Annotated in this window: 12 protein-coding genes; 9 read left to right on the forward strand and 3 right to left on the reverse strand. The window is 65.4% G+C overall.

The features are described from left to right. Nucleotides 1-13: 13 nt before the first annotated feature. The 3 genes from rpsK to rplQ all read left to right on the forward strand — a co-directional run bounded on the left by rpsK (nucleotide 14) and on the right by rplQ (nucleotide 1,989). Entirely contained in the window at nucleotides 14-403 is a 390-nt protein-coding gene (gene rpsK, locus RIN79_RS20275) for a 30S ribosomal protein S11 (protein ID WP_309086520.1), read from the forward strand. 99 nt (nucleotides 404-502) lie between these two features. Beyond that, entirely contained in the window at nucleotides 503-1,513 is a 1,011-nt protein-coding gene (locus tag RIN79_RS20280) for a DNA-directed RNA polymerase subunit alpha (RefSeq protein ID WP_309086522.1), read from the forward strand. Between the two features lie 44 nt (nucleotides 1,514-1,557). Further along, nucleotides 1,558-1,989: a 50S ribosomal protein L17 gene (rplQ, locus tag RIN79_RS20285; RefSeq protein ID WP_309086523.1), complete on the forward strand. Its 432-nt coding sequence runs from the start codon at nucleotides 1,558-1,560 to the stop codon at nucleotides 1,987-1,989. A gap of 62 nt (nucleotides 1,990-2,051) precedes the next feature. Here rplQ and RIN79_RS20290 read toward each other — a convergent pair whose 3' ends face one another. Further along, complete coding sequence (locus tag RIN79_RS20290; RefSeq protein WP_309086524.1) at nucleotides 2,052-2,402, reverse strand: DMT family protein; 351 nt, start codon at nucleotides 2,400-2,402, stop codon at nucleotides 2,052-2,054. 216 nt (nucleotides 2,403-2,618) lie between these two features. On the opposite strand from RIN79_RS20290, the gene RIN79_RS20295 reads away from it, so the two are divergent. From RIN79_RS20295 to RIN79_RS20315, 5 genes are all read left to right on the forward strand, one after another. Further along, entirely contained in the window at nucleotides 2,619-4,091 is a 1,473-nt protein-coding gene (locus RIN79_RS20295) for a DegQ family serine endoprotease (RefSeq protein ID WP_309086525.1), read from the forward strand. Between the two features lie 7 nt (nucleotides 4,092-4,098). Continuing rightward, nucleotides 4,099-5,418 (forward strand): replication-associated recombination protein A, encoded by a 1,320-nt coding sequence (locus RIN79_RS20300; protein WP_309086526.1) that lies wholly within the window; start codon nucleotides 4,099-4,101, stop codon nucleotides 5,416-5,418. A gap of 66 nt (nucleotides 5,419-5,484) precedes the next feature. Then, nucleotides 5,485-5,862, forward strand: a complete 378-nt coding sequence (gene crcB, locus RIN79_RS20305) for a fluoride efflux transporter CrcB (protein ID WP_309086527.1) — start codon at nucleotides 5,485-5,487, stop codon at nucleotides 5,860-5,862. A gap of 30 nt (nucleotides 5,863-5,892) precedes the next feature. Then, entirely contained in the window at nucleotides 5,893-6,879 is a 987-nt protein-coding gene (locus RIN79_RS20310; protein ID WP_309086528.1) for an RluA family pseudouridine synthase, read from the forward strand. A gap of 58 nt (nucleotides 6,880-6,937) precedes the next feature. Then, the gene (locus RIN79_RS20315) at nucleotides 6,938-7,738 is read left to right on the forward strand and encodes an ATP12 family protein (RefSeq protein WP_309086529.1); all 801 of its coding nucleotides are present in this window, start codon (nucleotides 6,938-6,940) and stop codon (nucleotides 7,736-7,738) included. Between the two features lie 76 nt (nucleotides 7,739-7,814). Here RIN79_RS20315 and gltA read toward each other — a convergent pair whose 3' ends face one another. Further along, nucleotides 7,815-9,104 carry a citrate synthase gene (gltA, locus tag RIN79_RS20320; RefSeq protein ID WP_309086530.1) on the reverse strand — a complete coding sequence of 430 codons (1,290 nt, stop codon included), beginning with the start codon at nucleotides 9,102-9,104 and terminating at the stop codon, nucleotides 7,815-7,817. A 149-nt stretch (nucleotides 9,105-9,253) separates the two neighbouring features. Further along, nucleotides 9,254-10,690 carry a glutamate--tRNA ligase gene (gene gltX / locus RIN79_RS20325; RefSeq protein WP_309086531.1) on the reverse strand — a complete coding sequence of 479 codons (1,437 nt, stop codon included), beginning with the start codon at nucleotides 10,688-10,690 and terminating at the stop codon, nucleotides 9,254-9,256. Nucleotides 10,691-11,004: 314 nt separating this feature from the next. On the opposite strand from gltX, the gene RIN79_RS20330 reads away from it, so the two are divergent. Then, nucleotides 11,005-13,209 carry a ComEC/Rec2 family competence protein gene (locus RIN79_RS20330; protein WP_309086532.1) on the forward strand — a complete coding sequence of 735 codons (2,205 nt, stop codon included), beginning with the start codon at nucleotides 11,005-11,007 and terminating at the stop codon, nucleotides 13,207-13,209. The last annotated feature ends 343 nt before the right edge of the window (nucleotides 13,210-13,552 follow it).

Here is a 13,552-nt window from a genome sequence, read left to right on the forward strand (position 1 = left end):
TGAAAGGAAGAACATGGCCAAGGAAGCCACGCGCGTTCGTCGTCGTGAACGCAAGAACATTTCGTCGGGTGTCGCTCACGTCAACTCGACCTTCAACAACACCATGATCACGATCACCGACGCACAGGGCAATGCGATCGCCTGGTCGTCCGCCGGTTCTCAAGGGTTCAAGGGTTCGCGCAAGTCGACCCCCTTCGCCGCGCAGATGGCCGCAGAGGATTGCGCTCGCAAGGCGCAGGAGCATGGCATGCGTACCCTCGAGGTCGAGGTGTCGGGCCCGGGTTCGGGCCGTGAATCCGCATTGCGGGCCTTGCAAGCGGCGGGTTTCACCATTACCTCAATCCGCGATGTGACGCCCATCCCGCACAATGGATGCCGTCCGCGCAAGAAGCGCCGCGTCTAGCCAAAACTTAGTGCCGTACGAGCTCCCCCGGGCGCTCCTCTGCGGGTTCCAGAACGCCCGCCACGATTGGATGGTGGCGGGGTATCGGAAGGAAACATCATGATCCAGAAAAACTGGCAGGAACTCATCAAGCCCAACAAGATCGAGTTCGCGTCGAAGGGCCGTACGCAGACGACCCTCGTGGCCGAGCCGCTTGAGCGCGGCTTTGGCCTTACCCTCGGCAACGCGCTGCGTCGCGTTCTGCTTTCCTCGCTCCGCGGCGCGGCCGTGACGGCCGTGCAGATCGACGGCGTGCTGCACGAATTCTCCTCGATCTCAGGCGTCCGCGAGGACGTGACCGATATCGTGCTCAACATCAAGGAAATCGCCATCCGGATGGAAGGCGACGGGCCGAAGCGCATGGTCGTGCGCAAGCAGGGCCCGGGCGTCGTGACCGCCGGCGACATCCAGACCGTGGGCGATGTGGAGATCCTGAACCCTGACCATGTGATCTGTACGCTCGACCAGGGCGCGGAGATCCGCATGGAGTTCACGGTCAACACCGGCAAGGGCTATGTGCCCGCCGACCGCAATCGCGCCGAAGATGCGCCGATCGGCCTGATCCCGGTCGACAGCCTCTATTCGCCGGTCAAGAAGGTTTCCTACAAGGTCGAGAACACCCGCGAGGGCCAGGTCCTCGACTATGACAAGCTGACCATGACCATCGAGACCGACGGTTCGGTCACCGGTGAGGATGCCATCGCCTACGCGGCGCGCATCCTGCAGGACCAGCTCGGCCTCTTTGTCAATTTCGAGGAGCCGCAGAAGGAGCAGCCCGCCGAGCAGGTCACCGAGCTTGCCTTCAATCCGGCGCTGCTGAAGAAGGTGGACGAGCTCGAGCTCTCCGTGCGCTCGGCCAACTGCCTGAAGAACGACAACATCGTCTATATCGGCGACCTGATCCAGAAGACGGAAGCCGAGATGCTGCGCACGCCGAATTTCGGCCGCAAGTCGCTCAACGAGATCAAGGAAGTGCTGGCCTCGATGGGGCTCCACCTCGGCATGGAAGTGCCGGATTGGCCGCCGGACAATATCGAAGAGCTCGCCAAGCGCTACGAAGACCAGTATTGACCCCCTGCGGCCCGAGCGCCGCAAGGATTTGAAGGAGACCAGCCATGCGTCACGGGAAAGCCGGCCGCAAGCTCAACCGGACCTCTAGCCATCGCAAGGCCATGTTCGCCAATATGGCGGCCTCGCTCATCGAGCATGAGCAGATCGTCACCACGCTGCCCAAGGCCAAGGAGCTTCGCCCGATCGTGGAGAAGCTCGTCACGCTGGGCAAGCGGGGGGATCTCCATGCCCGCCGCCAGGCGATCTCGGCCATTAGGGACGAGAAGCTGGTGAGCCGCCTGTTCGAGACGGTTGCCCCTCGTTTTGCCGCACGCAATGGCGGCTATACCCGCATCATGAAGGCCGGCTTCCGCCACGGTGACAATGCGGCAATGGCGGTGATCGAGTTCGTCGATCGCGACACCTCCGCCAAGGGCGCCGCCGATAGGGCGCGCGTCGAGGCAGAAGCCGCCAATGAGGAAGCCGAGGCGGCGTGATCGCTTCAGCATCGCCTGGTAAAAAAAAAGGGGCCGTTCGGCCCCTTTTTGCTGTCCCGGCCTCAGCCGAGTGGGCCCTTGAAGATGAAGAATGCGCCAAGGCAGATCAGCGCGAAGCCGATGGCGTGATTAATCGTGAGCTGCTCACCCAGATAGTAGACCGAGAAGACCGCGAAGACGCATAGGGTGATCACTTCCTGAATGGTCTTGAGCTCCGCCGCGCTATAGACGGCGTGGCCGTACCGGTTGGCCGGGACGGCAAAGCAGTATTCGATGAAGGCGATCCCCCAACTGGCGAGGATGACCATCACGATCGGCTTGTGTCCGAATTTCAGGTGGCCGTACCACGCAAAGGTCATGAAGATATTGGAGATCGCCAGCAGAAGGATCGGCGTCAGATAGGGCAGGGCCATCATGTCCTCAAAGTTTTACGGATCGCTGCTGGAGCGGGCTCGCGGGAGAATGATTCGGCGGATACGAAGCTGCTGGAAACTAGCCGATGTGCCCGCGCCCTTCACCTGCGCGCTTTAGCGTCTGAGGTGCTCAAGGCGAAGCAGCGAGGGAATCCGAACGCCAGCCTTTTCTTATCAATCACTCTGTCCGATGATATCCGCGCGTAGAGGAGTCGCATGAGAGCAAAAGCCCTTTTCCTTGTGGCCGCCCTTGGCGTGCTTTCCTCCTCGCTCGAGGCGCAGGACAGTCCCGCGGACTCGCTCCTCGATCCGCTGAGGCAGCTTCTGCGCGGAGGCGAGGAAAGGCGCGAGGGCCGACCGGCAGGCGAGACGCGGCGCGTGCCCTTCGGTCGGGACGAGCTGCAACTCTCCTTCGCGCCCCTGGTGCGCGAGATCGCGCCGGCCGTCGTGAACGTCTACGCGTCGACCCGTGTCGAGGCGCGCTCACCCTTCATGGGCGATCCCTTCTTCGAGCGTTTCTTCAACTTTCCGCAGATGCCGCCGCGCGTGCAGTCTTCGCTCGGCTCCGGCGTTCTGGTCGACGGGTCAGGCATCGTGGTGACGAACTACCATGTCATCCGCCAGGCCGACGAGGTGAAGGTGGCGCTCGCCGATGGGCGGGAGTTTGCGAGCGAAATCCTGCTCAGGGACGAGGGGCTTGATCTCGCCGTGCTGAAGGTCAAAAATTCCGAGCCCTTTCCCGCCGCGCCCTTGGGGGATTCCGAAGCGCTGGAGGTTGGCGACCTGGTGCTCGCCATCGGCAACCCCTTCGGTGTCGGCCAGACCACAACCAGCGGCATCGTCTCGGCGCTCGCCCGCACATTGGGCGGCATTTCCGATTTCGGCTATTTCATCCAGACAGACGCCGCCATCAATCCGGGCAATTCGGGCGGCGCGCTCGTCAACATGGCCGGCGAGGTGGTGGGCATCAACACCGCCATCTACAGCCGCTCGGGAGGATCGATCGGCATCGGCTTTGCGATCCCCTCCAATATCGTGCGGGCCGTCGTTGAGTCGGCCAAGAACGGCAAGGACTTCTTCGAGCGGCCCTATGTGGGGGCGAATTTCGAGCGCGTGACGGCGGACATCGCTGACGCCCTTGGAATGGAGAGGCCCGCCGGCGCGCTGGTCACCAATGTCGCGCCGGAAAGCCCAGCGGCGCGGGCGGGCCTGCAAAGCGCGGATGTGGTGGTGGCGGTGAACGGCAAGCCCGTCGAGACGCCCGAGGCGCTGGGCTATCGCCTCGCGACGCTGCCGATCGGCGAGACGGCGGAAATAGAGGTGCTGAGGAACGGGGAGCAGCTTCGCCTTGCGATGCCGGTCGAACGGGCGCCGGAAGGCACGGGCGTCGAGATCGAGATCGGCGGCACCGGTCCGTTTTCCGGGGCCAAGGTGGCCGAGGTCTCGCCGGCCCTGGCGCAGAGGCTTCGCCTTCCGGTCACGGGGAGCGGGGTTGTGATCGTCGATCTGGCGCGCAATTCGCCCGCCGCAAGTATCGGCCTCAGGCCCGGCGACATCGTGCGCGAGATCAATGGTGAGGAGATCGCCTCTGCCGAGCAGATGAAGGCACTGACCGAAAGCGAGACGCGATGGTGGCGGTTCACCATCGACAGAGGCGGACGTATCATACGCCAGACCCTGCGGTTCTAGAGAGCATATGGGCGATCTGTTCGACAGGAACGAGCCTCAAGCCGCGGCGGCAGTCGGAAAGCCGCTCGCCGACCGGCTGCGCCCGAAAAAGCTTGACGAGGTGGTCGGCCAGGAACACCTGACCGGCTCCGACGGCGCGCTCACCCGCATGATCCGTGCCGGGTCGCTAGGCTCCCTGATCTTCTGGGGGCCACCGGGCACGGGCAAGACGACGGTCGCCCGGCTTCTTGCCGGCGAAACCTCAATGGCGTTCGAGCAGATTTCCGCGATCTTCTCCGGCGTCGCGGAGCTGAAGAAGGTGTTCGAGGCGGCGCGCCTGCGCCGTGCCCAGGGCCGTCAGACCTTGCTCTTCGTGGACGAGATCCACCGCTTCAACCGCGCGCAGCAGGATTCTTTTCTACCGGTCATGGAGGACGGCACTGTCGTGCTGGTGGGGGCGACGACGGAGAACCCCTCCTTCGAGCTCAATGCCGCGCTTCTTTCCCGCGCCCGCGTGCTCGTCTTTCATTCCCTCGAAGCCGACAGCCTGGAGCGCCTGCTTCAGCGGGCCGAAGCGGCGGAAGGGCGGCCGCTGCCGCTCGACGGAGAGGCGAGGGCGGTTCTGCTGCGCATGGCCGATGGCGACGGCCGCGCTGCTCTCACATTGGCGGAGGAGGTCTGGCGGGCGGCCGAGGAGGGCGAGGTTTTTGATGCGGAGGCGCTGCAGCGCATCGTGCAGCGGCGCGCGCCCATCTACGACAAGAGCCAGGACGGGCACTACAATCTCATCTCAGCGCTCCATAAAGCCGTGCGCGGCTCCGATCCGGACGCCGCCCTCTACTATCTCTGCCGCATGTTCGATGCCGGCGAGGATCCGCTCTATCTCGGCCGCCGGCTGGTGCGCATGGCCGTGGAGGATATCGGGGTTGCCGATCCGCAGGCGCTTGTCATTGCCAATGCGGCCAAGGATGCCTACGACTATCTGGGCTCGCCGGAGGGAGAACTCGCCTTTGCGCAGGCATGCGTCTATCTCGCCACCGCCCCGAAGTCGAACGCGGTCTATACGGCCTTCAAGTCGGCCATGGCGGCTGCAAAGGAGCACGGCTCGCTGCTCCCTCCAAAGCACATCCTCAACGCGCCGACCAAGCTCATGAAAGAGACGGGCTACGGCTCGGGCTACCAGTACGACCACGACATGCCCGACGCTTTTTCCGGCCAGGATTATTTTCCCGAGGCGATGGGACGCAGGACCTTTTACGAGCCGCCGGACCGCGGCTTCGAGCGCGAGATCCGCAAGCGTCTCGATTACTGGGCAAAACTCCGCCGGGAGCGGCAGGGCGGCGGCTAGCACGAGGCCGCCGGTCGAATGGTTTCTTGAGCTATTTTCCTGATCAAGCGGGGCGAGGGAACAGGTTTGTATCATCTGCTGCTTGTCTGCGCCGGCGGAGCCATAGGCGCCGGCATGCGCCATATCAGCGTGACCGCCGCCGGCAGGCTTTTGGGCGTCGCCTTCCCCTGGGGCACGCTCGCGGTCAACCTGGTCGGATGCTTCGCCATGGGGCTGCTGGTTGCCGTGCTTGCCCGGAAATTCGATGTGCCCAATGAGATCAGACTATTCCTGGTCACCGGCATCCTCGGCGGCTTCACCACTTTCTCCGCATTCTCGCTGGATGTGGCCGTGCTTTGGGAGCGCGGCGCCCAGGCGGCGGCCTTGACCTATGTCCTGGCGAGCGTAGCGGGATCGATCTTCGCGCTCTTTGCCGGATTGTGGCTCGCAAGGAGCATCCTCTGATGCTATTGCCGCCGTCGAAACGGTGACGAGATGGCAGGCGTAGAACAGATCGAAGTGGAGAGCGGCGAGGCCGGCATGCGGCTCGACCGCTGGTTCAAGGTCCATTACCCGGGCCTCGGATTCGTGCAGCTGCAAAAACTGCTCCGCAGCGGCCAGGTGCGCGTCGATGGCGGCCGCGCCAAGGCCGATACGCGCGTCCAGCCCGGGCAACTGATCCGGGTGCCGCCGCTTGCCGTCGATCACAAGGGCGGCGGCCCCACCACCATGCGCACCATCCGCAACCAGGGCGACGCCGAGGTGCTGGCGCAGATGCTGATCCACGAGGACGACAAGGTTTTCGTCTTCAACAAGCCTGCGGGTCTTGCAGTCCAGGGCGGCTCCGGCGTTACCCGCCATGTGGACGATATGCTGGAGGCCTGGCGCAACAAGAAGGGCGAGAAGCCGCGCCTGGTGCATCGGCTCGACCGGGACACGTCCGGCGTGCTCGTGGTGGCGCGCACGCGGCTTGCGGCGATGAAGCTCGCCGAAGCCTTTCGCGCACGCGAGACGAAAAAAATCTACTGGGCGCTGGTGAAGGGCGCGCCGAAGAAGGCCGAAGGACGCATCTCCAGCTGGCTCGTGCGCGAGCCAACACCCGACGGCGACCGGGTGCGCGTCGCCAAGCATGGCGAAGCTGGAGCCGACCATGCGGTCTCCAACTATCGTGTGGTGGAGCAGGCGGGGACGGTGCTCACCTGGCTCGAGATGGAGCCCTATACGGGGCGCACGCATCAGCTGCGCGTTCATGCCGCCTCGATCGGCTGCCCGATCATCGGCGACCCGAAGTATTTTGAAGCCGACCAGAACTGGGAACTGCCCGGCGGCATCCAGAACCGGCTGCATCTGCATGCCCGCCGCATCGTCATCCCGCACCCCGACGGCGGGACGGTCGACGTCACCGCCGAGCTGCCGCCGCACATGCAGCAAAGCTGGAACCTGCTCGGCTTCGACGAGGCGGCGGCGGAAGCGGGAAGCTGAGACATTTTCGCTGCGCGGGGATGATGACCTGGGCCGGCGACCGCCTATATGGAGTGGCATGCGCGACATTCTGAACGATCTGGACCAGGGCCGGCAATATGCGGATCAAGACCCAATGCGCCGCGCCCAGCAAAATATGCGCAATCCCCTGCCGAAGCGCTTTTATGAACGCGTCGAGGTGACAGGCGAGGGCGGCGGCTGGAAGGTGCTGCTGGACGGGCGGGCCGTGCGCACACCGGCGGGCGCCGAGCTTGTTCTGCCCACCGAGGCGGCGGCACGCCTCGTCGCGGACGAGTTTGGCGCGCAGGGCGAGCAGATCAACCCCATGACGATGCCGATAACGCGCCTCGTCAATACGGCCATCGACGGCGTTGCGAACGACGTCCAGGTGGTGGCGGAGGATATTCTTCGCTACGCTTCCACCGATCTCCTCTATTACCGAGCGGACGCTCCCGAGCGGCTGATCAAGCTGCAGGCGGAGGCTTGGGATCCGGTTCTGGAATGGGCCGAGACGACGCTAAGCGTGCGCTTCATTCTGGCCGAAGGGGTGATGCATGTAGAGCAGCCCCGCACGACCATCGCCGCCGTCGGCTCGCATCTGCTGCCGCGCCGTGATCCCCTTCGCATTGCAGCGCTGCACGTGATGACCACCCTGACCGGGTCGGCAATTCTGGCCCTGGCGGTGGAAGCCGGCGCGATCGACGCCGAAATGGCATGGAAGGCGGCCCATGTGGACGAGGACTGGAACATCTCCCAATGGGGCGAGGATGCGGAAGCTGCCGCGCGCCGCAGCGCGCGCAAGCGCGACATGATGGGAGCGGTGGCGCTGCTGAAGGCTATCGGAGACTTGCCAAGCTGACGATCCGGAGAAGCGCTGCCGCTGCATGGCGAGAAAAACCTCCGCTCGCCCGAGCGGAGGTTTTCGTTTGCCCGGCTCAGCGCTTGGCGATCGGCACGTAGTCGCGCTGCGGAGCGCCTGTATAGAGCTGGCGGGGGCGGCCGATCTTCTGCTGCGGATCCTCGATCATCTCCTTCCACTGCGCGATCCAGCCCACGGTGCGCGCGACGGCGAAGAGCACCGTGAACATGGTGGTGGGGAAGCCCAGTGCCTTCAGGGTGATGCCGGAATAGAAGTCGACATTGGGATAGAGCTTCTTCTCGATGAAATAGTCGTCGGTGAGCGCTATGCGCTCAAGCTCCATGGCGATGTCGAGCTGCGGGTCGTCCTTGATGCCCAGCTCGGCGAGAACCTCGTGGCAGGTCTTCTGCATGATCTTGGCGCGCGGATCGTAGTTCTTGTAGACCCGGTGGCCGAAGCCCATCAGGCGGAACGGATCGTTCTTGTCCTTCGCGCGGGCGATATATTCCGGGATGCGCTCGGGCGTGCCGATCTCGGCCAGCATGTTGAGCGCCGCCTCGTTGGCGCCGCCATGGGCGGGGCCCCAGAGGCAGGCGATGCCCGCTGCTATGCAGGCGAAGGGGTTGGCGCCGGACGAACCCGCGAGCCGCACGGTCGAGGTGGAGGCGTTCTGCTCGTGGTCGGCATGCAGGATGAAGATGCGGTCCATGGCGCGGGCGAGCACCGGATTGACCTTGTATTCCTCACAGGGCACCGCGAAGCACATATGCAGGAAATTGGCCGCATAGGACAGCTCATTGCGCGGATACATGAAGGGCTGGCCGATATGGTATTTGTAGGCCATCGAGGCGATGGTCGGCATCTTCGCGATCATGCGGATCGAGGCCACCATGCGCTGATGCGGGTCTGAAATGTCGGTCGAGTCGTGGTAGAAGGCCGAGAGCGCGCCCACCACGCCGCACATGACCGCCATGGGATGGGCGTCGCGGCGGAAGCCCGTGAAGAAGCGCGACATCTGCTCGTGGATCATGGTGTGCCGCGTCACGCGCAGGTCGAAGTCTTCCTTCTGCGTCTTTGTGGGCAGCTCGCCATAGAGCAGGAGATAGCAGACCTCCAGGAAATCACTGTGCTCCGCTAGCTGCTCGATCGGATAGCCGCGGTGGAGCAGGATGCCTTCGTCGCCGTCGATATAGGTGATCTTCGATTCGCAGCTCGCGGTGGACGTGAAGCCGGGATCGTAGGTGAACATCCCGGTCTGCCTGTAGAGTGAGGCGATGTCGACGACATCCGGGCCGATCGAGCCCTTGCGGACCGGGTATTCGCTGGCCGCGCCACCAAGTTCCAGCTTGACTGTCGAATTGGCCATCGCACTCACCTCTCTGTCTTGAAACTCGGGCCGGGAATGTCGTCGCCACGGGCGGTGGCAGGCGGCCATCAGCGTGGCCTTTAGCTAGCGCATTTGCCCCACCCTGCCAAGGTTGACAGCCGCCCTTATTGCGGCGCAGCATCAGCGTTTCAAGCGGACGACGCACCTGCCGCCTGGTCGCGGATGCGGCCGAGCGACTCCTCGCGGCCGAGCACTGCGAGCACGTCGAAAATGCCGGGCGATGTGGTGCGTCCGGTCAGCGCTGCGCGCAAGGGCTGTGCAACCTTGCCGAGCTTGCGCCCGGTCCTCTCCGCATAAGCACGCACGACGGCTTCCGTGCTTTCGACCGTCCATTCGGACAAGCTCGCGAACTCCTCCGCCAGCTCCGCCAGGATCGTTCGCCCGTCCTGGTCGAGAAGCGCGGCGGCCTTCTCGTCCGGCGCGATCGGCCGTTCCGCGACGAGGAAGCCGGCCCCGTCCATCAGCTCGACCAGGGTTTTCGACCGCTCCTTGAGGCCCGGCAGCGCCGCGCGCAGCTGGGTCCTCTGCTTCTCATCGAGCTTGCCGAGAAAGGACGAGCCCCCTTCCAGGTGGGGGAGCGTGGAGAGGAAGATCTCGAACAGCGTGTCGTCGTCGGTCTGACGGATATGAATGCCGTTCAAGGCCTCAAGCTTCTGGAAGTCGAAGCGGGCGGCGCCCTTGTTGACGTCCTCAATTTTGAACCACTCGACCATCTGCTCGGTCGTCATCACCTCGTCATCGCCATGGCTCCAGCCGAGCCGCGCCAGATAGTTGCGCAGGGCCGCGGGCAGATAGCCCATGGCGCGATAGGCCTCCACGCCCAGTGCGCCGTGCCGCTTGGAAAGCTTGGCTCCGTCCGGGCCGTGGATCAGGGGCACATGGGCCATGACCGGGATCTCCCAGTCCATGGCCTGGAAGATGAGCGACTGGCGCGCGGCATTGGTGAGATGGTCGTCGCCGCGGATGATGTGGGTCACGCCCATGTCGTGATCGTCCACCACCACCGCATGCATATAGGTCGGAGTGCCGTCGGAGCGCAGGATGATGAAGTCGTCGAGGTCCTTGTTCGGGAAACGCACCTCGCCCTGAACGCGGTCGTCAACCACCGTCTCGCCGTCCTGCGGCGCCTTGATGCGGATGACCGGCTTTACGCCGGCCGGCGCGTCGCTCGGATTCCGGTCGCGCCACGGGCTGTTGAAGCGCGGCGGTCGGCCTTCGGCACGTGCCTTCTCGCGCGCGGCCTCGATCTCCTCGGGCGAGGCGTAGCAGTAGTAGGCCTTGCCGCGAGCGACCAGCTCTTCCGCCACTTCGCGGTGACGGTCCACACGCGCGAATTGCGAGATCGGCTCACCGTCCCAGCCAAGTCCCAGCCAGGTCAGCCCGTCGAGGATGGCGGCCGTTGCTTCCGGCGTGGAGCGCTGGCGATCCGTGTCCTCGATGCGCAAGAGCATCGTGCCGCCGGTGTGGCGGGCATAGAGCCAATTGAAGAGCGCCGTGCGCGCGCCGCCGATATGCAGAAAGCCGGTGGGCGAGGGCGCAAAGCGGGTGACGACGGGGTTCGACATTTTCTTGTGTCCGGATTCTTGCGTTCGGGGCGGCGCTCCAAGGGCGAGCCCATGCCGGGTGGAAATCGGCTGTCCGTCATGTAGCATAGGCGGGTGGGGGTGCAAGCGCCGTGGAGGGGCGGTAAGGCTTGGGGGGCGAAAGAGCGTTTTCCGCGGAAGGCGAGCGCCGGTATTTCCTGGCGCCGCCTGAAACCGCGTCTGAAGCGGCCCCATCGCCCGTCGATAGGACCGACGCGCGGGGGCTCTTTCGCCGATCGGTCAGCGCCTCCGGAAGCTGGCGGGCACCGGCGCTCTTGCACCTTATCTCGGAGGAGTTGGCAAAGGACGGCGCGCGGGGCGCAGCCTTCCTGTGCCTGCCGGTGTTCATGGCCGCCGGGGCGCTCGCCTACTTCGCGATTTCCTGGGAGCCGGGCGCGCCGGTCCTTCTTGCTGTCATCGCTCCGTTGATCGCCGCCGTGTTCCTGTTCCAGGCCCGTCCGGTCCTGCTTCATGCTTCCGGAGCGCTGCTTGCCTTCGCGATCGGGGCCGGGGCGGCAAAGCTCGAAACCTGGCGCGCGGAAACGCCGGTGCTGGGCTCGGAGGTCACGACCCGGCTCACCGGGCGGGTGGCGCAGATCGAGCACCAGGCGAACGGGCGCGTGCGCCTCGTCCTCGACGTGCTAGCCACCGAGCGCCCGAAGCTGCGCTATGCGCCGGAGCGCGTACGGTTGACCGCGCGCGAGGTACCGGCGGATCTTCGCCCCGGCGACGGGATCTCTAGCCTTGCCCGGCTAATGCCGCCGTCAGGTCCGGTCCGGCCGGGAAGCTATGACTTCTCCTTCGCGAGCTATTTTTCCGGCATCGGTGCGATCGGCTTCTTCATGACGGGACCGGAGCGGGCGAGGGCGGACGGAGGCGAGACCGTGCTGTCCCGGCCGGCGCGCTGGCTGGAAACGGCGCGCCTGGCGCTTGCGGAGCGCATCCGCATGCATGTGAGCGGGGCGGAGGGCGCCGTCGCGGTTGCCATGATCGTCGGCTTCCGTCCGGGCATCCCGGAGGAGGTGAACGAGTGGTTGAGGCGCTCCGGCCTGGCGCATATTCTGTCCATATCCGGCCTTCACATGGCCCTCGTCGCGGTCACGGTTATGTTCATGCTGCGCGCCGGTGCGGCCCTGTTTCCGGGCTTCGCTTCGAGCGTGCCGGTGAAGAAATATGCGGCCGCCGCAGCACTCGCCTTCTGCACGCTCTACCTCTTCATCTCCGGTGCTGATGTGGCGGCGCAGCGCAGCTACATCATGCTGGCCGTGATGCTGGCGGCGCTCCTCTTCGACCGTGCGGCGCTCACCATGCGAAACGTCGCCATTGCCGCGCTTATCATCATCGTCCTGTCGCCGCACGAGGTGGCGGGGCCGAGCTTCCAGATGTCCTTTGCGGCCACCGCCGCGCTGGTGGCGGGCTATGCCGCCTGGAGCGAATGGCAGCGGGGCCGGCCAGCCCGAGCACCCGCTACCCCGAGCCTGGCGGGACGTGCCGCGCGGATGGCGGCAGGTTTCGCCCTCGGGCTTGCGGCAACCTCGCTGATCGCCGGCACCGCGACGGCGCTCTACGGCATCTGGCATTTCCAGCGCGCCACGCCGCTCGCCCTGCCGGCCAATCTCGTCGCCATGCCCATTGTCTCGGTGGCGGCGATGCCCATGGCGGTCCTCTCCATCCTGGCGATGCCGTTCGGCCTCGACGGCTTCTTCCTGAAGATCATGGGCCACGCGATCGCGGCGGTGATCGCCGTGGCAAAATGGTTCTCGGACCGCTCGCCCATAGACGCGGTCGGCCTGATACCGCTCCCGGCCGTATTGGCGCTGACAGTTGCGCTTGCGATCCTCGTGGTCTCGACCACCCGGCTGCGGCTCCTTGCCCTACCATTCATCCTGCCGGGAGCGGTCCTGCTGATGACGCGCGACCTGCCCGATGTGCTGGTCAGCGAGGACGCAAGGCTGGTGGGCATCCGCGGGGCAGGGGGCGCGGTCGCGGTCAACCGGGCACGGCCGAACGGCTTCACCATCGAGGACTGGGCGCGCGCCCTCGATGCTGAAACCATTCTCAAGCCCGAAAACGGGAAGGGTGAGTCGGCCGGTCCGTCGGACCGCTTCTCCTGCGCCGGCGGCCTTTGCCTTGCGCGCCACGAGAGCGGCGCCGTCGTCGCGCATGCGGAAAGCGCGGACGCGGCGGGCAAGGCCTGTTCGGCGACGCTCATCGTGATCGATGACGCGAAGGCGAGGGACTTGTGCGGCGGAAATGGTCCAGTTGTGCTGACCAAGCGCGAACTTGCGCGCAAGGGCAGCGTCGCGGTGCGGTTCAGGCCGGACGGCAGCGGGATACGCGCCGAGGCCAGTTTCGCCATCGACGAGCCGTGGCGGCCGTGGCACGAGCACCGCGCCTTCTCGCGCGCGGCACGCGGGCTGCCGCCCTATAGACGGAGCGATGGGCCGTCGGCAGGCGGGACGCCGGTCCGCCCGGACATCACAAGCTTGCAGGGAGGGTGAGGGCGCGCTTCTGCCCTCCGCTGTGGCTCCGGGCGTTCGCCGTTGGAAAAGCCAGATCGTTGGCTTTTCCTGGCCTTCGGCCAGCACTCACCGCCGCCACGCCCGGCTTTCGCCGTCTGGCCATTGAAGAAGGTGGGAAGCGGGGCGCGTGATCCGTGCCTCTCTGTTAGTTTACGTGGCGCGTTCCACGCGCCCCGCCGGCCGCTGTCCCGACATTGGCCGGTCACTCGGGCTTCTTCTCCGTCCCGGCTGCACCCAATGAAGGGGGTGGTCTCTGCCGGGCCGAAGGAAAAGCCCTAGCGGCTTCTCCGCGGTTTCCGCGATGCTGTCTGGAACCCAGCAT

The sequence above is a fragment of the Chelativorans sp. genome, assembly GCF_031180965.1.
In the GTDB taxonomy this organism is placed as follows: domain Bacteria; phylum Pseudomonadota; class Alphaproteobacteria; order Rhizobiales; family Rhizobiaceae; genus Chelativorans.